The following is an 18,775-nucleotide window of genomic DNA, read 5'->3' on the forward strand; positions in this document are numbered from 1 at the left end:
CATGCGCTCCTGTATGGGCGAGATGGCCCTGCTGCAGCCATGCCGGATGTAGAAGCGGCGCTGGCGCGTGGCATCCCGCTGGCGGAGGCGCTGATAGCGGAGCCTGGGGTCGCGCCACGGCTCTCCACCGAGGAGGCCGCAGGGCTGACCGACCCCGCCGGCTATCTCGGCAGCGCCAGGGCCTTCGTGGACCGCGTGCTGGCCCGCCTCGCCTGAACCGCGGTTGAACCCCGGCCAGGGCTGCTCGTTGGAGAGGCCAGCAACCCCGGACAAGGCGGCAGCACCATGAACGACGACACTCCTCTGTCGCGGCGCCAGGCCGTTGGCGGAACCGGGCTCGGCCTCGCGGTCGCGGCCACCTCCTCCGCCGCGCGGGCGCAGTCGGAGCCGACGGCCCAGCCGATGACGGACCCGACCAGCCGCTACCCCAAGCCACCCTTCCAGAAGCAGTCCCAGCCCTGGCCCGGCCTGGCGAGCCGGATGACGCCACGGCCCGACCATGGCGAGACCAGCTACCGCGGCTCAGGCCGGTTGGCCGGGCGGAAGGCGCTGATCACCGGTGGCGATTCCGGCATGGGCCGGGCCGCGGCGATTGCCTATGCCCGCGAGGGCGCCGATGTCGCCATCAACTACCTGCCGGAGGAGGAGGCGGATGCGGGCGAGGTGATCGCCCTCATCAAGGCCGAAGGCCGGCTGGGCGTCGCCCTGCCAGGCGACCTGCGGGACGAGGCCTTCTGCACCCGCCTCGTCGCCGATGCCGTGCGGGCGCTCGGCGGGCTCGACATCCTCGTCAACAACGCCGCCCGGCAGCAGACGCGTGCCTCCATCCTCGACGTCACCAGCGAGGATTTCGATGCGACGATGAAGACTAACATCTATGCGCCCTTCTGGCTGATCAAGGCGGCGCTGCCGCATCTGAAGCCGGGCGCCTCGATCATCGGCACCACCTCGGTGCAGGCCTACGACCCTTCAGCCGAACTCTACGACTATGCGCAGACCAAGGCGGCGACGATGAACTACGTGAAGTCGCTGGCGAAGCAGCTCGGGCCCAAGGGTATCCGTGTGAACGGCGTGGCCCCCGGGCCGATCTGGACGCCGCTTCAGGTCAGCGGCGGGGCAACAATGGAGAGTCTGGAGAAATTCGGCGGGCAGACCCCGCTCGGCCGGCCGGGGCAGCCGGCCGAGCTGGCCTCGATCTATGTCCAGCTCGCCGCGGCGGATGCAAGCTACTCGACGGGGCAGATCTATGGCGCGGCCGGGGGCTCCGGCCAACCCTGAACCATCGGCGGCAGCGCCGCTACTCCTTCAGCGCTGCCACCAGTGCCGAGTGGAAGCGCTCCGGCGCCTCGGTCTGCGGGGCATGGCCGAGATCGGGGAATTCCACGAGCCGCGCGCCCGGGATGGCGGCCGCAGCCCGGCGCCCGAGCTCGGCATACTGGCCGAGGCGGGCAGCAATCTCCGGCGGCGCCCGGTTCGCGCCTGGCGCCGTGCGGTCCGCGCCGCCGATCATCAGCGTGACCGGCACCGCCATGCGGCCGAATTCATGCAGGATCGGTTGGCCGAAGATCATCTCGGAGGTCTGGGCCTGATTCCAGGCAACGACCTCCTTGCCAGGCCCCGCATACATCCCGGCGAGCATCGCCACCGGCGGGTCGTAGCGTGCCTCCCAGCGGCCACCGTAATAGAAGCGCTGCTGATAGGCCTTGATGCTGTCGAAACTCGTCCGCAACTCGCCCTGGTAGAGCGTGTCGATGGTTGCATAGGGCACACCCGCCGCCTGCCAATCCTCGAGGCCCAGCGGGTTGACCATCACCAGCCGCTCCACCATCGCCTGATGGTTCAGGGCAAGGCGCCCGGCCAGCATGCCGCCCATGGAATGGCCGATGATGGTCGCCTTGCCGATGCCCCGCGCCTCCATCAGCCGCCGCGTGTTGTCGGCGAGTTGCGGCAGGCTGAACTGATAGCCGCGCGGTTTGGTCGAGGCGCAGAAGCCGATCTGGTCCAGGGCGATGACCCGGAAGCCCTCCCGCGCCAGCACCGCGATCGTCGGCTCCCAGGTCGCGGCGCAGAAATTCTTGCCATGCAGCAGCACCGCCGTGCGCCCATTTGCCGGCCCGGTCGGAGCGACATCCATGAAGGCCATCGCCATCGGCTGGCCCTGCGAGGTGAACTCGAAACGCTGCACGGCATGTGGGTAGGCATAGCCCTCCAGCTGCGGGCCATAAGCCGGCTGGGACCAGGCCGGGGCGGCCATGGCCATGGAGAGGTCGGCGGCCAGGGTCAGGATCATCGTGGCGGTTCGCATGGCGTTGTCCTCCGCAGGAGCTCAGACCAGCCCTGTCAGGTAGTAGACGGCGATGACGAGGAAGACCGCGGCAGTCTTGGTGCAGGTGATGACGAAGATGTCGCCGTAGGACTGGCGATGTGTCAGCCCCGTCACCGCCAGCAGGGTAATGACCGCGCCGTTATGGGGCAGCGTGTCCATGCCCCCGCTCGCCATGGAAGCCACCCGGTGCAGCACCTCGCCCGGGATGCCGGCCGCTTCCGCGCCGGCGATGAACTGGCTCGCCATCGCTGCGAGCGCGATGCTCATACCGCCGGAGGCGGAGCCGGTGATGCCGGCCAGGGCGGTGACGCTGATCGCCTCGTTCACCAGCGGGTCGGGGATGGCGCGCAGCGCCTCCCGGATGACGAGGAAGCCCGGCAGCGCCGCGATCACCGCGCCGAAGCCATATTCCGAGGCAGTGTTCAGCGCGGCGAGCAGCGCACCTCCAACGGCCGATTTCGAACCCTCGGCAAAGCGCGCCGCGACGGTGCGGAAGGCAAACAGCAGCACGATGAGGATCCCGGCGAGCAGCGCGCCGATCACCGCCCAGATCGCCGCGACGGCCGGCACCTGCGTCACCAGCGGGTGGTCGAGCCCAGGCAGCGAGACCTGGTTGGTCACGCCGTAATAGGTGGCGATGAGCGAGGTGAAGACCTTGTTCAGCACGCCGACCGCGACCAGCGGCAGCAGCGCGACGGCAGGATGCACGAGGCGCTCACCGACGACCGGCTCCGGCTCGTTCGCATGGCCTTCGCCATAACCCTCGCCCGCCCGCGCGGCCTGGCGGCGACGCCATTCGAGATAGGTCAGGCCGACGAGAAGGATGAAACCCGCGCCGATGGTGCCGAGGATGGGGGCAGCCCAGGTATCGGTCTTGAAGAAGGTCGTCGGGATGATGTTCTGGATCTGCGGCGTGCCCGGCAGCGAATCCATGGTGAAGGTGAAGGCGCCGAGCGCGATGGTGCCCGGGATCAGGCGCTTCGGGATGTCGCCCTGCCTGAACATCTCCGCCGCGAAGGGATAGGCCGCGAAGACGACAACGAAGAGCGAGACGCCGCCATAGGTGAGGATGGCGCAGACCAGCACGATCGACAGCATCGCCCGCTGGCGCCCTACCAGGCCGATGACGGCGGAGACGATCGAGCGCGAGAAGCCCGACAGCTCGATCACCTTGCCGAAGACGGCGCCCAGCAGGAAGACCGGGAAGTAGAGCTTCACGAAGCCGACCATCTTGTCCATGAAGAGGCCGGTGAAGACCGGGGGCACCGCGGCCGGGTCCGTCAGCAACACCGCACCCATCGCGGCGACGGGCGCAAAGAGGATGACGCTGAAGCCCCGGTAGGCCACATACATCAGGAAGGCCAGTGCGGCCACGGCGATCAGGAAGCTCATCTCGTTCCTCTGGAGCGGGTAGCGGCAGGATGCGCCGGCCCGCATGTCCCGAGAACCGCGACGCGCCCCTCCCCAAGCCTGTGCAGGCGGCATGGCTGGCGGCGATCCCGGTAGCGGTACCGGCCGCCTTGGCCCTGCAACGAGCGCGTCAGTCCTGGCCCTGTCCGCCCCCTCGCCGGTCCTCGGTGCCGGGCATCCGCCGGCGGCGAGGGAAGACGCTGCGGAATTCCAGGCGCTGCAGCAACAGGATGCCGAGGCCGACGAGAACGATGACGATCAATGCCGTCAGCATGGCGCGGAGCCCTTTGCTGCACCCGGTGGTGTCCTGGACAGCCGGATACCCGTGTCGATGAAGTGCATGGCGCGCATTCCCGCCTTGGCCGCCACCCCGGCGGCCGACCCAGGCCCAACGGCAAGCCTGGGCCGAGGTTGCGCACGCCTCCCGAAGGGCAGCCCTGGCGGGCACCGACCAGCAGCCCGGCAAGCGGCGAGACAGTGACCGCGGTCAGGATCACGCCCTCCCGGCCGGCGCTGCAGCACAAGCCTCGAGCCGCGGAAACTGCGCCGCCCCTGCCCAAACGCCGGTCGGCTGTCTCCTGCGGTGGTGTCACGTGCCGGGCGGACCATCCATCCGGGCCAGAACAAAAAAAAGCTCCGGCCCCCATCGGGGGCCGGAGCGGCTCAGGTGTTTGGCGAGGAAGCAGATTGCCTCGCCGCTTATCCTGCGGCCAGCCTCACCAGGCGAAGCGGAGGCCGCCGGTGAAAGCCTGGGCCGTGGTGTTGTCACGGATCTGGGCGTTGTAGTTGACGTAGGCCATCAGCCCATTCGGCAGGTCAAGATTCGCGCCGACGCCGACGATGGCACCGTCCCGGCCGCTCTTGGCGCTGGCCGTCCGCATGGCTGCGTTCGTGTTGGCGAAGGCGGCCGTGGTGGAGGTCGTGACATCGGCCAGCTCATGCGTCCAGAACAGGCGGCCCGTCGGCGTCAGGCGATAGCCGTTGCCGAGATCGAACCGCCGCTCCACGCGTGCCCCGGCCATGCTGCGCAGGCTCGACAGCTCGTCGCTGCGGACCGTGAGGGCGAGGGCACCGCCCCCGGTCTCGGTCAGCTGGTCGCGGCCGAGCTCGTCGTAGCGCAGGCCGAGGCTCGGCTGCAGGCGCCAGCCTGCCAGCTCGTAGCGCGCACCGATCTGGATCTCGGTGTTGACGCCCCAACCATCGCCCTTGCCGCGGGCCTGCATGCGGAACACGCCGAGGTTACGCCGGGTCGTCACATCCGCATGGTTCAGGCCGAACTGCCCGTCCACGAAGAAGCGGCCGTGGGTCCAGCCACCATAGGCGACCATGTGCAGCATCTCGACATCGGCGCTGGCCCCGGTGGCACGCGACGTGGTGCGGCCACCGCTGTAGCCGACCGCCGCGCCCGCCAGGAAGCCGGCGTTGAGGCGCATATCCGCACCCACCGCGGCACCGCCGCTGGAGGTGTGGAAGCTGGTGCCGCCGGCCGCCCCGAACCGGGCATTCTGGCCGAGGCCGGTGGCCCAGGCGGTGATGCCGCTGGCCCCCCGCGCCGAGCCGAGGCCGGGCGTGACGGTGTCGCCGCGCCGGGCCGCCGCCTGCTCCGCCACCGCGCCGCCGAAGAGCCGGCTGCGCTCCACCCCGGCGATCAGCGCATCGCCATAGATGGTCGGCGCCAGGTGGTCGAAGGCGGTCGGCATCGCCGACGGGGTCAGCGAGAACAGCGTCCCCAGGGCATCCGTCGTGGCCGCATCGGTCCGCACGCCCGCCGCCGGGCGCAGGGCGTCGAGCGCCTGGCCGGTGGAGGTCTGGTTCCGCGTGAGGCCGACGCCGAAGGGGACGAGGTTCGCGTAGCTCGTCGGGGTGACGTAGAGGGTGATGGCGTTGCTGCCGTAGAGCGCGTCGAAGCGGCTGCCGTTCAGCAGGCCGTCCGTCGGCTGGACCAGCCCGCGGAAGCTGCCGTTGATGCCGTTATCCGACTGCACCACCTGGAAGCTCTGGCCCACGGACGGCGTGAAGGCATTCGTCGCGTCACCCGTGATGCCGCGCAGGATCGGCCGCAGGGTGCCGCCGGCGGTGAAGCTGCTGCCGGCCCCCTGCACCAGCACCCGGCTGTAGTTGCCGGCCCCTGTCCCGGTGCCCGTTCCGTCGATGTCGAGCGCGAGCGTCGACCCGGCGGCCAGGGTGAGCGGCGCGGTGAAGGTGAGCGTGCCCGGGCTGTTGCCCGGCGCCAGCGTGCCCAGCACCTCGGTCGACGTGGTGACGACGCCGGTGCCGCGCAGGGTGGCGTTGGCATCGACGGTGAGGCCCTGGGCGGTCAGCGTCAGCGGCCCGATCACCCGCGAGGTGCCGGTGAAGGCCAGCGTCTCGTTCTGGTCGACCACCATGGTGACGGGCCCCTCGAGGGAGACCGCGTGCCCGTTGGAGTCGATCGCGCCATCGGTGTTGACGGTGATGGCGCGGGTGGTCCGCAGGTCGCCGAGGGCCACCAGCTTGCCGTTGCCGATGGCGACGCCGCCGGAGGCCGCGCCGAGCGCCGCATCGGAGGCAACGGCCAGCGTCGTCGCCTCGATGATGCGCGTGCCGCCGGCATAGGTGTTGACGCCACTCAGGGTGAGCACGCCGCCACCAGCCGCGGTCAGGCCGCCGGTGCCGCCCAGGCTGCCGCCGAGCTGGACCTGCTGGCGGTTGGTGTCGACCGTGCCGTTCCCGACCAGCGTGATGTCACGGGCCGAGGAGAAGCCGGTCGAGGCACGGAGCGTGCCGTTCTGCAGCGTCAGGTTGCCGGTCGGCGCGCCCATCGCCGCATCGTTGCCGATGACGAGGACGGCATTGCTGACCAGCGTGCCGCCGCCATAGGTGTTCAGACCTGCCAGGGTCTGCGTGCCGCCGGTGATGGCAAGGCCGCCCGCGCCGCCGATGCTGCCGACGAAGGTCTCGCCCGCATTGGTCAGCGTCAGCGTCTGCCCGCCGAGCGCCACCTGGCCGCTGCCGGACAGGCTGGTGATCGACGCGCCGGCGGTGGTCGCCGAGATGTCGAACAGGCCATCGGTGGCGATGCCCGAGGAGGAGGCGATGCTGCCATTGCCGGTCAGCACCAGGCCGGCGCCGGCCTGGATGGTGGTGCGGCCGGTATAGCCGTTCACGCCCGCCAGGCTTTGCGTGCCGCCGCTGACGGCGAGGCCGCCGCTGCCGCCGATGCTGCCGGCGAAGGTCTCGCCCGCATTGGTCAGCGTCAGCGTCTGTCCGCCAAGCGCCACCTGGCCGCTGCCGGACAGGCTGGTGACCGAGGCGCCTGCCGTGGTGGCGGAGATGTCGAACAGGCCATCGGCAACCACGCCCGAGGAGGCGGCGACGCTGCCGCTGCCGGTCAGCACCAGCCCCGCGCCAAGGCGGATGTCGGTGCGGCCGGTATAGGTGTTGGTGCCGCTCAGCGTCTCGGTGCCGCCGGCGACGGTCACGCCGCCGCTGCCGCCGATGCTGCCGGCGAAGGCCTCGCCCGCATTGGTCAGCGTCAGCGTCTGCTCGCCGAGCGCCACCTGACCGTTGCCGGACAGGCTGGTGACCGAGGCGCCCGCCGTGGTGGCGGAGATGTCGAACAGGCCATCGGCGGTGACGCCCGAGGAGGCGGCGATGCTGCCGGTACCGAGCAGGGCGAGGGCCGCGCCGGTCTGGATGTTGGTGCGGCCGGTATAGGTGCTGGTGCCCGCCAGGGCCTGCGTGCCGCCGGCGACGGTGACGCCGCCGCTGCCGTCGATGCCGCCGGCGAAGGTCTCGCCCGCATTGGTCAGCGTCAGCGTCTGGCCGCCGAGCGCGACCTGGCCGTTGCCGGAGAGGCTGGCGACCGAGGCGCCCGCCGCGGTGGCCGAGATGTCGAACAGGCCATCGGCGGTGACGCCCGAGGCAGCGAGGTTGCCGTTGCCGACCAGCACCAGCCCCGCGCCGAGGCGGATGTCGGTGCGGCCGGTATAGGTGTTGGTGCCCGCCAGGGCCTGCGTGCCGCCGGCGACGGTGACGCCGCCGCTGCCGTCGATGCTGCCGGCGAAGGTCTCGCCCGCATTGGTCAGCGTCAGCGTCTGGCTGCCGAGCGCCACCTGGCCGTTGCCGGAGAGGCTGGTGACCGAGGCGCCCGCCGCGGTGGCGGAGATGTCGAGCAGACCGTCGGCGGCGACGCCCGAGGAGGCGGCGATGCTGCCGTTGCCCGTAAGGGCGAGGCCGGCGCCAGTTTGGATGGCGGTGCGGCCGGTATAGGTGTTGGTGCCCGCCAGGGCCTGCGTGCCGCCGGCGACGGTGATGCCGCCATTGCCGCTGATGCCGCCGGCGAAGCTCTCGCCCGCATTGGTCAGCGTCAGCGTCTGGCTGCCGAGTGCCACCTGGCCGTTGCCGGAGAGGCTGGCGACCGCCGCACCCGCCGAAGTGGGCGAGATGTTGAGCAGGCCATCGACAGTGACGCCCGAGGAGGCGGCGATGCTGCCGCCGCCGCTCAGGCTGAGGCTGGCGCCGGCCTGGATGGCGGTGCGGCCGGTATAGGTGTTGGTGCCGCTCAGCGCCTCGGCGCCGCCGGCGATGGTGAGGCCGCCGCTGCCGCCGATGCTGCCGGCGAAGAGGCCGCGCGCATTGGTCAGCGTCAGCGTGCGGTCGCCGAGCGCCACCTGGCCGTTGCCCGCCAGGCTGACGAGCGAGGCGCCGGCATTCGTCGCCACGATGTCGAGCAGGCCGTTGACCGTCACGGTCGAGGAGTTGGCGATGCCACCCTCGCCGGCCAGCAGCAGGGCCGCGCCGCTGTTGACCAGCGTCGTGCCCGCATAGGTGTTCGCCGCCGTCAGGGTCAGGCGGCCATTATGCCCGCCGCCGCCGACGACGAGGGAGCCGTTGGACAGCACGCCGGTCAGCACGGCATCGCTGGCCGCGTTGCCGTTCGCCTTGACGAGGATGGTGCCGACGCCGCCATTCAGGTCGATGTCGTTGGTGAGGGTGACGCGACCATCAGAGAAGTCGGAGCCGAAGAGCAACGCCCGGCCGGTCGGCACGAAGCTGTCGGTGGCCCAGCTGATGCCGAGGCCCTCGTTCAGCGTCACCGTCAGGTCGCCGCCGCGCGCGGCGAAGCCGCCGGAACCGATCCAGTTGACCCGGCCGTTCTCCGGGCCGAGGAAGCGGGCGAAGCTGCCGCTGGTCTCGAACACGCCGCCGTTGAAGGTGAGATTGCTGTCGCTGCCGAGGCCGACGCCGTCGGTCGCTCGCAGCACGCCGCCGTTCAGGACGGTGGCGCCGGAATAGGTGTTGGTGCCGTTGAAGATGACGAGGCCGCTGTTGATCGACAGCCCCGCGCCACTGGTCGGCCCGCCCTCGGCCGGCCCGTAATCCTTCGGCTTCGTCGTGTCCGAGATGGCACCGTTGAAGGTGATGACGTGACCGGCGCCCGGGTTGAGGATCACGGTCGAGCCGGCCATCATGAAGAGATCGGCACCGGCGCTGTCGCCCGCGCCGCCCCTGTTCTGGCTGCTGCCGCCGATGGCGTTGTTGCCCGAGAAGTAGGCATCCCCGGTGATGAGGAGGGTGCCGCCCTCACGCACGAAGATGCCGCCGCCGAGGCCGGCGCCGCCGCCGCCGCCGAGCGAGTTCGGGGCGCTCTGGCCCGTGCCGTTGCTGCCAACGCCGCCGCCGAAGCCGGCCATGCCGCCGGCGCCCGCGGCGCCGCGAAGGTCGCCGTAGCCGCCATCGCCGCCGCGGCCGCCGCCGGCGCCGAAGCCGCCCATGCCGCCCGCGCCGCCGGCGCCACCGATGCCGTCGCGGGCCGCGCCGCCACCGGCACCACCATTGCCGCCCGCGCCACCGGCACCGCCGCCGGCGCCGAAGCCGCCGACGCCGCCATCGCCACCGGCGCCGCCGTCGCCGCCAAGGCCGACCTGGCCCCGGTTGTTGGCCGAGTTCCAGTCCGCCAGCGCGGCGCTGGCGAGGCCGAGCGCGGTGCCGGCATCCGCCACATCGATCGTGGCCTGCACGATCTCGAGCGCGCTGGTGCCGCAGAGGTTGGCGGTGAGGGGATTGGCGCAGGCCGCCACATTGGCGGCATAGGCATTGGCCAGCGCCAGGCCAACGGAGGTGACGGTGAGCGAGGCGGTCGCCACTGCCGCCTCGAGGGTCGGGTTGTTGCTCCAGCCTTCCTGGCCATTGCCGCCGCGGCCGCCCGTGCCGCCCAGGCCGGCCCCGGAGTCGCCGGCGCGGCCATAGGTGCCCGGCAGGCCGTTGCCGTTGCCGTCGCCGACGAGGTTGCGGTTGTCCTCCCAGGTGAAGCCGGCCGCGCCGGTCGCGGCGGGCCCGGGCACCGGCATGCCGTTGAGGACGCCGCCCGTCAGCGCGGTGGTGCCGCCGAGGCCGCCGACCGCGCTGTTGCCGATGATGTTGACGTTGTTCAGCGTCGCGCTGGCGCCGCTATTGATGAAGATGGCGCCGCCCATGCCGGCGCCGCCGCCGCTGCCGGCGCCCCCGACCGTGCGGAAATTCAGCAGGCTGCCGTTGTTGATGGTCAGCGAACCGCTCTGCACCATGTAGCCGCCGGTGCGGCCGCCATTGATGGTGCCGGTCAGGGTCTGGTTGCCGGTGAGGATCTGCTGGCTCAGGGCGGGGTTGCTTCCCCCGATGGTGGCAACGACCGGCAGGGCTGCAATGGACGTCATTGCAGCATAACGACGGACGCGATTTCGATGTCGCTTCATGACCTACCAACGATTTATTGCGGCGAGGCCACACCTGTAACCAACCCTCGATTAACCATTTATGCGCGGTATGATTGTATGCAGTTGGGAACCGAAGCTGTTGCCCAAAAGCCACAGCAATCATCTCTTACATTTCCAAATCTTCACGTGAGCGTGGCCATCGCTGCCAGCCTGTGGAGCGGCCACCCCGATGCCGCAGGTGCAGCGAGATTCCATGGATGGGCTGACGCCACGCAGAACGCCCAGCTTTGCCGCGCACCAGGGGCGGAGCGGAGCCGCCTTGGGAGTGCAGGGCATTCCTCCCCTATCCGCCCTTCGCAGGACTGCGAAGGGAACTGACGTCGGCGCTGTACAGCCCCTCAGAGGGCAGCCGGGCCAACTCTCCGTCCAGCGACGCGTTCCTGGCCGCTCGGGGCATCGAGCCTCATCTAGCCCATCTGTCAGGAGGAGCATGACAACCGCTCCACGAATTCCCGGCTGGCCTCGCCGGATGGCGCTCGGCATGACGGCAACGGGCGGCCTGGCGGCTTGTGCAGGCCCCGCCAGCACGCAGGCGGTGGCGACGCAGTCGCCGGGCCATGTCGTCCTCCTGGGCGATTCCGTTCTCGACAATGCAGGCTACCTGCGGGGAGGAGGGCCTGACATCGCCGCCCAGCTCGGCATGCGCTTGCCGCCGGGCTGGCGAGCGACGCTTCTCGCCAGAGGCGGATCCGTTACGGCGGATGTAGCAGGCCAGCTTGGCCGGCTGCCGCGCGATGCCACACACCTTGTGATCAGCGCCGGTGGAAACGATGCCGGCCGGCAGGAGGCCGTGCTGGGGGAGCCGGCGGGGAGCGTGGCCGAAGGCCTTGCCCGCATCGCAGCCATCCGGGAGGCATTCGCCCGGGACTACCGGACAATGCTCGATGCGGCGCGGGGATCGTCCCTGCCCATCGCTGTCTGCACGATCTACGACCCGCGCTTCCCCGACCCCGGACGCCGCAGGCTGGCTGTCGTAGCCCTCGCCGCCTTCAATGACGTCATCACGCGCGAGGCCTTCGCGAGAGACCTGCCAGTCATCGACCTGCGGCTGGTCTGCAATGCTGATGAGGACTTCGCCGCGCCGACAGGGCCGGCGATACGGGGCGGCGCCAAGATCGTGGCTGAGATTGCCGCATGGGCTGCCAGGCGAGGTCCGGCGATTCGCCGTTCCGAGGTATTCGCCGGTGGCAGCTAACCCGTCAGCCGGGCATGAACGGCGTGCTCTGGCCAGCCAATCGAGTGGCCAGAATTTCCGCCATCAACCTCTCCAGGCTGAACCTCCCTGCCCTGGCCACCTGATACGCGGCAGGCCCATCATGGGCGAGGAGGGGTCCCTCAGGAAGGCGACACCACATCGCGCCCCGCAGCCGCGGCGATCTCCATGAGAAGCCGTGCTTCTTGCCCCAGGTAGCGCGGCGAGAAGTGGAAAGGCTCGATACGACGGACGCCGGCCTCCCGTGCGATTTCGCCAGCCGCACGGGTCGTCAGGTGCTGGCGATCCAGGGCCAAATGGGCATCCGCCGCAGCGAAAGGTGCCTCGATGAACAGGATATCGGCGCCGCGCGCCAAGGCGATGGCGGCGGCGCGGTTCGCCGGCATATCGGAAAGATCCGTGAGATAGGCCATGCGCTGCCCCGGCGTTACGCTGACGAGGTCGCGCAATGCGCCGAGCGGCAGCACGGAGGCACTCTGCATCCCGGAGGCATGCTCATAGACCGGGACCGGATGATCATCCGCCCGCCCTTCGGCCACGGCCGCCTTGAGGCCAGCCAGCCATGGGCCGGCCGTCAGCCGGCGCTCTTCCAGCCTGGTCGGCCAGACGTTGATATGCTTCGCTTCCTCCAGCGCGAAGCCGAGGCAGGCGGTGCCATGATCCAGCACTGCGGCACGCAGCCGCAACGGCCCTTGTCGTAGCACGGTGCCGTCCCGTGTCGCCGGAAGGGCCGGCAGCGCCTCGGCCTGAAAGCCACCATGCAGCCGGAGCCGGGCACGTGGCCAGGCTGCGGCCGTGGTCACCTCCGTGACCTCGAACACCAGGTCGGCCGGAATGCGGTCGGCGAGGTTCCAGGTATAGGCCTGCAGACGGTGAAACAGACGCTGCGTGAAACCCTCGGGCCCGATGACGGTCAGGCGCTTGTCCCGCCCGATCAACAGCCGCAACAAGCGGTCGAAGCCGGCCCAGTGATCCATATGGGCATGCGATATCGCCACCACCTCCAGCCGCAGCAGATGGCGCGGCGTGAGGGTTGAAAGATCGCCGCAATCCAGCAGGACCGCACCGGATTGATGCAGGACCTCCACATAGACGCCCGGATCGCCGGTCCGGCCGTTCAGCAGGCGTGGATGCAGGGTTGCTCGCATGCCTGCGGGAGTGCCACGCCTCGCCGGTGGCGTCGAGCCGAGCGGCTACGGCGCTTCCGGACAGGCACTGCAAGCCATGACGGCGGAGCGGGCGGATGAGTTCGCCACGCATCGTGGCACCGGACAGGCTACATCCTGCCTGCTTGCAATACGGCCAGGGCAAGCAGGGCCCGAGCCGCGCCCGATATGCGACCGCGGCTTAGCCCGTTGCCTGCTCGGCGTCACGGGTATCGGGGTTCGGTGCTGTCGGGTCCGGTGGCAACGCAGCGGCGGCGGTTCCGCCAGGCGGTGGCGCCGCCGCTGGGCGCCCCTGCTCCTCGGCCGCATGGAAGTCGAACTGGCCGTCATGCGACTGCCATTGCTGTACGGTCAGCACCTTCGCCCCGCCCCGGCTTTCATGTGGCCCGTGTACGGTGCCCGCGGCGTGGGTCAGGAAGGCACCGGGACCCAGCGCCTCCCCCGCCTCGATCAGGTCGCCCTCGAGGATGTAGTGCATCTCCGGCCCGCCCCGGTGGAAATGCGCCGGAATGCGGCTGCCAGCGGGCAGATGGACGATGGTGGTCACCACGCCCCGCGCCACATCCTGGTTGAGGATCTGGATCAGGAACGACCCGCCGGTCGCGCCCGGGATCTCGAAGGGTACGGCCTCGATGTCCTTGGCATCCACCATCAATCCCGCCGGGTCCATCGTCTCGTCCATCCTTGTCACTCGTCGGCGTCAACGCCCCTCCTTCGCGGGAGGTTGCCGCTACGCCCACCGTGCCGTACCGGCGCTCCAGCTGGTGCATCGTCAGGCCACTCGCCGGATGGGCCAATCCCGCCATAGCGGAACGTCCAGGCCGATGGCGCAACCGGGCGAGGTCTCGCAGGTTCCGTTGAGCTTCCACATAGGCATACGAATCATGGCGCTCCCGCCCCGTATCGGGTTTCACGCCTCGCACGAGCAGTTCCCGCCCTCCGAGTTGTTGGCGCTGGCGCGGCAAGCCGAGCAGGCAGGCTTCGACTGTGCGATGTCCTCCGACCATTTCCGGCCCTGGGGAATGGCACAGGGCCACTCAGGTTTTGCCTGGTCATGGCTGGGGGCGGCAATGGCATCGACCCGGTTGCCCTTCGGCGTCATCTCGGCACCGGGCTATCGCTATCACCCCGCCATCATCGCTCAGGGGGCAGCGACCTTGGCCGAGATGTTCCCTGGCCGCTTCTGGCTGGCCCTGGGCAGCGGCCAGCGCCTGAACGAGGACATCACCGGCCTGGCCTGGCCGGACAAGCCCGAGCGCACCGCCCGCTTGCGCGAATGCGCCGATGTTATCCGCGCCCTGCTCGCGGGTGAGACGGTAACCCATCGCGGCCGCGTCACGGTGGTCGATGCGAAGCTCTATAGCCGGCCCGCCCGGCCACCCGCGCTGCTCGGTGCGGCGGTCACCGAAGCGACGGCGGAAGCCGTGGGCGCCTGGGCCGACGGGCTTCTCACGGTGTCAGCATCCCCGGACCAGATGCGGAAAGTGGTGCAGGCCTTTCGCCGCGGCGGCGGCGAGGGAAAGCGCATGGTCGTGCAGGTCGCCTTGAATTGGGCACCGACCGAGGAGGAAGCCCTGGCCGGAGCGCATGAGCAATGGCGCACCAACATGATCGGCGGCGATGTGAATTGGGAGCTGCGCACACCGGAGGAGTTCGATACCGCGACACGGTTCGTGCGGCCCGAGGACATGCATGAGTCCGTCTGGATCTCCTCCGACCTCTGCTGGCACCTTGCCCGCATCGCGGAGCTTGCCGAGCTGGGCTTCGAGGAGATCCACCTTCATCAGGTCGGTCGCAACCAGCAGGTATTCATCGACAAATTCGGGGAGCAGGTGCTGCCCAGGCTGCGTGGGTGAGGGAGCCGGGATGACCGCCGCAGCTGCGGCATGCGGCACGGCGCGCCTTGTCTGGGCCGCCGGTGCCTGCCTGGGAGAGGGCGCACTCTGGGACGACCGGACAGGCGAGCTCTGGTGGATCGATATCCAGGGCTGCCGCCTGCATCGGATGGACGAGACGGGCCACACCCGGAGATCATGGGACCTGCCGCAGGAGCCAGGCTGCCTGGCGCTCACGGACCATCCCGCGAGGATCATCATAGGGCTACGGACCGGCCTCTTCTTCTTCGATCCCGAGACGGAGCATCTTGAGTTCCTGGCCGCGCCGGAGGGCCACTCCGCGCGCCACCGCCTGAATGATGGGAAAGTGGACCCCGCCGGACGGTTCTGGTTCGGCACCATGCATGTCGATGAGCACCCATCGGAGGGTGCGCTTCATCGCCTGGACGGCCCCCGGCAGCTGACGCGCATCGACGGGCCTTACACCGTTCCGAACGGCCCCGCCTTCGCTCCGGACGGACGGGTCATGTACTGCGCCGACAGCCCGGCACGCATCATCTATTCCTTCGAGCTGGGCGGTGGAGCCATGCGGAGGCGCGAGTTCGTTCGCTTCGCCGAGGACGAAGGCTATCCCGACGGGATGACCACGGATGCCGCGGGATGCCTCTGGGTCGCGCATTGGGGTGGCGGTTCCGTATCCCGCTTTGATCCTGATGGAAGGCGCCTGGCCAGGATCGAGGTACCAGCCGAGAATGTCACGAGCTGCACCTTCGGCGGTGCCGATATGCAGATGCTCTTCATCACGACGGCCGGCGGCTCGGGCATTCCCGGCGACGGGACTGCGGGCGGTGTCTATGCGGTCAGAACCGGGGCATCCGGCCTGCCCGCAGGACGAGCTTCGCGATTCTCCTGACATGCGCCGGCCCATCGATGCGAAGGCCGAGGCTGGGCCCATGCAACGAGGTCCCGGCTGCGCTGTTTCCATGCATGGGGGCCGTCATCGGCACCGGGGATCTGGAAGCATGAATGAGCGTAGCACCGCGGCTATCCCGATGGATCCGGCCTCTCAGCTGGCAGACCTGATCGACCTGCTCCAGCTGGAATTCGATGCGCTGCCAACCTATGCGGCCGCCATTTCCGCGCTGCGCCGCCCGGCCTTCCGGGACGCGCTGCAGGGTTACAAGGCCGAGCACCTGCGGCATGTCCGCGCGCTCTCGACGGAGATCGAAGCCCTTGGCGGCGTCCCGCTGCCATTCCCGCATCTGCCGACGGGCCTGTTCAAGCTTGCGGTACAACTCCTCGGCCTGCCGGGCGGCGACCGCGCCATCCTGCTGGCCTTCGTCTCGAACGAATGGCAGTCGCGGGAAAAATACGCCCGTTACGCCGCCCGTCCCTATCCGCCGAGGCTGGCCGCCCTGTTGCGCCAGCACGCCGATGACGAGGCTCGCCACTACGACTGGGCCTGCGCCGCGCTGGAGGAACTGGGTTGCGGGGAGGCCACGCCGCTCGGCCAGGCGAGCCGGCTCTTTGCGCGCTTCCATGGCACCACCGCGGATGCGCTGGAGAGCGTCGGCCGCGCCGGCGTCGAAGCAAGCGTCCGGATGTTGCGGCCAGCCTAAGGCCGCAACCGCGACTGACTCTGCCCACGGAGCACGGCTTGGCCCAGTATCTCGAGACCACCTATCGCAATCCGCTCATCGAGGAGGTCTGGGCCGACCCCGCCGTGACGGGGCCGGACGACGATGGTTTCTACTGGTCCTATGCCACGGATGACGACCACGAACCCCTGCCGCGCCGCCTCTTCAAGGTCGCCCGCTCCCGCGACCTGGTGCATTGGGAGACGCATCCGCCCGGCACGGAGGCCGGCGCCTTCGCCGCGCCCATCCCGAATTATGGCCGCTACCGCGCGGCCTGGGCGCCCGATATCCGGCGCCTCGGCGCGACGGGCTGGCGCTTCTACGGCACCTTGAAGTTCGACGACCATGAGGATGCCGGGCCCGAAGGCCATGGCATCTTCGTGGCCCCTTCGTCAGGGCCGACCGGCTTTACCGAACCAACCGTCCTGCAGCGCGGCCCGGGCTTCACCACCATCGACCCTTGCTTCTACCACTCGACAGTACTCGGCCGGAATTTCCTCTACTGGGGTTCCGGCCATGCGCCGATCCTCGGCCAGGAGCTGACGGAGGATGGGTTGGGCTTCGCCCCTGGCTCGGTGCCCCGAGCGGTGCTCGCCCCAACGCCTGGTGACTGGTCGGACCGCCTCTGGGAGGGCGTGCATGTCATCGAGAACCCGCTGACCCGGGAGCCGATCATGCTGGCGTCCAAGGTCGATACCTGGGTCGGTCCCTACCAGGCCTTCGCCCTCCGCGGAGGGGCGCATCCGCTCGATCCCTTCACCCCGGCACCGAGCCCTGCCCCGCTGCTGGCCGAGAACGCGGCCTGGAATCGCTGCGGCCAGGTCTTCGTGCAGGCGGACGCCATCGGGCAGCTCTGGCTCTTCTACCACGCCGTGCGCGGCGACCAGGTCATCCCCGGCACCGAGTCGCTCGAGGCGAATGGCAGGCGCGGCATCCCACTGCGGCAGATGTGCATGGAGCGCCTGCTCTTCGACAGCGCCGGCTTTCCCTATGTCGAGGGCGGCGGCCCATCCTCCACGCTGAAGACCGGGCCGGTGGTGTTGCACCGGGCCTGAGGCCTGCCAGTCAGCCCCGCAGCGCCTGCGCCGAGATGGCCCGCGGCGCCGCCGGCATCGCCTGGAACAGGGCCTGCTGCCGCGCAAGCTCGGCGGCGAGCGGGGCATCGACGATGCGCTGCCCGCCCCGTGCCTCCAGCTCGAACAACCCGTTGGGGCAATAGCGGTCGTCATCCCAGCCGAGATGGCTGAGGATGGGATAGAGGCAGATCCCCTCCACCGGCACGCCGGCCTGGATCGCAGCGCGCACCTCCTCGCTGACATAGCGCAGCCAGCTCGGGCGGGCCGCACCCTCGATGCTGGTCTCCGCCACGAAAAGCGGACACTGGTAGCGGGCATGGACCTCCGCCAGCATGTCCCGCAGGGGCCGCCAGCGCGGGTCGTAGACGGACAACGCGTCACGCGAGGGGCGCCAGTCCGGCCCTGCATCCGCCGGCCGGGCGGCATCGGGGAAGAGCCACTGGTTGTTCCAGTAGAAATTCACCCCGATGGCATCGACCGCCTCCGGGCTGCCGCCGAGTTCCGGCTCGCGGCGCCCGGTCAGCATGTCCCAGCCGTCGTACTGCGAGGCGGTATAGGTGCGGGCGATCTCGGGGTCCGCATATGGACGCGGGGCGATGTGGATGACCGGATCGATGGCGAAGGCCCGACTGCCGGGCACGGCCGCCCGCACTGCAGCCGTGCCGGCGAGCGCGGCCCGTACCAGCTGCCGCTTGAGCGCATCGGCCTGGCCCGTGGAGCCCGGATTCATGATCGCCATATCGCCCCCGGCCCAGGCAAAGAAGGCAATCTCGTTGACCGGACAAATCAGCGGCGGCCGCCCGGTCTCGTCCAGATGCAGCCGCGCGAAAGCGGCGGCATAAGCGGCGAAACCCTCGACGAAGTTGGGGGACCAGATGTCGATGTGATCCGGCCAGCCGTAATGGCAAAGGTCCCAGATCACTTGGCTGCCAGCCGCTTCCGCCGCCCGCAACAGCGGCAACAGGGAAGACCACTCGTACTGCCCGGGCTGTGCCTCGACCAGATGCCAGCGCACGCCGTCGCGAATGGTGCGGATGCCATGCTCCGCGGCCTGGCGGTAATCCTGCGCCGCCAGCGTGTCGTGCCTGGTGCCGGCGATCAGGTCCAGCCGCTGGCCATCGGCGCGCCGATGGGTGGAGCATTCGAAGCCCCCCAGGAAGAAGCTGCTGAAAAGCTGCGATCGGAACGGCATGGCTGGCGACTTCTCCTGGCGGGCAGGTCATCCGCGGGTAGTGGGCCAATCCTCGGCCGGAGCGGTGACAGGCTGACGGCAGGAAGACGGCTTGCCGGTGCTGGTTGCATCGGCAAGCCACCCGATATGCCCAGGACTCAAACCCAGAGCTCGACAGATTCAGCGGGCCGATCCCTCGCCGGG

General features: G+C 69.8%; 14 protein-coding genes. 7 read left to right on the top strand and 7 right to left on the bottom strand.

Annotated elements, in window-relative coordinates:
- The first annotated feature begins 39 nt into the window (after positions 1-39).
- Together BLR02_RS28715 and BLR02_RS16070 are read left to right on the top strand one after the other, a co-directional pair.
- Positions 40-216, top strand: coding sequence for a hypothetical protein (locus BLR02_RS28715; RefSeq protein WP_143018164.1), 177 nt, complete (start codon positions 40-42; stop codon positions 214-216).
- Between the two features lie 69 nt (positions 217-285).
- Entirely contained in the window at positions 286-1,278 is a 993-nt protein-coding gene (locus BLR02_RS16070) for an SDR family oxidoreductase (RefSeq protein WP_090663903.1), read from the top strand.
- 19 nt (positions 1,279-1,297) lie between these two features.
- Here the strand turns inward: BLR02_RS16070 and BLR02_RS16075 are convergent, their stop codons facing one another.
- The 4 genes from BLR02_RS16075 to BLR02_RS16085 all read right to left on the bottom strand — a co-directional run bounded on the left by BLR02_RS16075 (position 1,298) and on the right by BLR02_RS16085 (position 10,413).
- Positions 1,298-2,305, bottom strand: a complete 1,008-nt coding sequence (locus BLR02_RS16075) for an alpha/beta fold hydrolase (protein WP_090663904.1) — start codon at positions 2,303-2,305, stop codon at positions 1,298-1,300.
- Positions 2,306-2,326: 21 nt separating this feature from the next.
- Positions 2,327-3,718 (bottom strand): GntP family permease, encoded by a 1,392-nt coding sequence (locus BLR02_RS16080; RefSeq protein ID WP_090663939.1) that lies wholly within the window; start codon positions 3,716-3,718, stop codon positions 2,327-2,329.
- Between the two features lie 148 nt (positions 3,719-3,866).
- The gene (locus BLR02_RS30885; RefSeq protein WP_281201073.1) at positions 3,867-3,998 is read right to left on the bottom strand and encodes a hypothetical protein; all 132 of its coding nucleotides are present in this window, start codon (positions 3,996-3,998) and stop codon (positions 3,867-3,869) included.
- A 454-nt stretch (positions 3,999-4,452) separates the two neighbouring features.
- Entirely contained in the window at positions 4,453-10,413 is a 5,961-nt protein-coding gene (locus tag BLR02_RS16085) for an autotransporter domain-containing protein (protein ID WP_090663905.1), read from the bottom strand.
- 529 nt (positions 10,414-10,942) lie between these two features.
- Here BLR02_RS16085 and BLR02_RS16090 point away from each other — a divergent pair.
- The gene (locus BLR02_RS16090) at positions 10,943-11,668 is read left to right on the top strand and encodes an SGNH/GDSL hydrolase family protein (protein ID WP_218127969.1); all 726 of its coding nucleotides are present in this window, start codon (positions 10,943-10,945) and stop codon (positions 11,666-11,668) included.
- Between the two features lie 140 nt (positions 11,669-11,808).
- Here BLR02_RS16090 and BLR02_RS16095 read toward each other — a convergent pair whose 3' ends face one another.
- Together BLR02_RS16095 and BLR02_RS16100 are read right to left on the bottom strand one after the other, a co-directional pair.
- Positions 11,809-12,834 carry an MBL fold metallo-hydrolase gene (locus BLR02_RS16095; RefSeq protein ID WP_090663906.1) on the bottom strand — a complete coding sequence of 342 codons (1,026 nt, stop codon included), beginning with the start codon at positions 12,832-12,834 and terminating at the stop codon, positions 11,809-11,811.
- Between the two features lie 199 nt (positions 12,835-13,033).
- Entirely contained in the window at positions 13,034-13,534 is a 501-nt protein-coding gene (locus BLR02_RS16100; protein ID WP_090663907.1) for a cupin domain-containing protein, read from the bottom strand.
- A gap of 202 nt (positions 13,535-13,736) precedes the next feature.
- Here BLR02_RS16100 and BLR02_RS16105 point away from each other — a divergent pair, with 202 nt between their 5' ends.
- From BLR02_RS16105 to BLR02_RS16115, 4 genes are all read left to right on the top strand, one after another.
- Positions 13,737-14,708 carry a TIGR03885 family FMN-dependent LLM class oxidoreductase gene (locus BLR02_RS16105; protein WP_090663908.1) on the top strand — a complete coding sequence of 324 codons (972 nt, stop codon included), beginning with the start codon at positions 13,737-13,739 and terminating at the stop codon, positions 14,706-14,708.
- A gap of 10 nt (positions 14,709-14,718) precedes the next feature.
- The gene (locus BLR02_RS16110) at positions 14,719-15,600 is read left to right on the top strand and encodes an SMP-30/gluconolactonase/LRE family protein (RefSeq protein WP_090663909.1); all 882 of its coding nucleotides are present in this window, start codon (positions 14,719-14,721) and stop codon (positions 15,598-15,600) included.
- A 109-nt stretch (positions 15,601-15,709) separates the two neighbouring features.
- Positions 15,710-16,306, top strand: a complete 597-nt coding sequence (locus BLR02_RS29565; protein ID WP_176849614.1) for a ferritin-like domain-containing protein — start codon at positions 15,710-15,712, stop codon at positions 16,304-16,306.
- A gap of 38 nt (positions 16,307-16,344) precedes the next feature.
- The gene (locus BLR02_RS16115) at positions 16,345-17,379 is read left to right on the top strand and encodes a glycoside hydrolase family 43 protein (RefSeq protein ID WP_176849615.1); all 1,035 of its coding nucleotides are present in this window, start codon (positions 16,345-16,347) and stop codon (positions 17,377-17,379) included.
- A gap of 10 nt (positions 17,380-17,389) precedes the next feature.
- Here BLR02_RS16115 and BLR02_RS16120 read toward each other — a convergent pair whose 3' ends face one another.
- Complete coding sequence (locus BLR02_RS16120; protein ID WP_090663911.1) at positions 17,390-18,592, bottom strand: glycoside hydrolase family 1 protein; 1,203 nt, start codon at positions 18,590-18,592, stop codon at positions 17,390-17,392.
- Positions 18,593-18,775 lie beyond the last annotated feature (183 nt).

Source organism: Belnapia rosea (assembly GCF_900101615.1).
In the GTDB taxonomy this organism is placed as follows: domain Bacteria; phylum Pseudomonadota; class Alphaproteobacteria; order Acetobacterales; family Acetobacteraceae; genus Belnapia; species Belnapia rosea.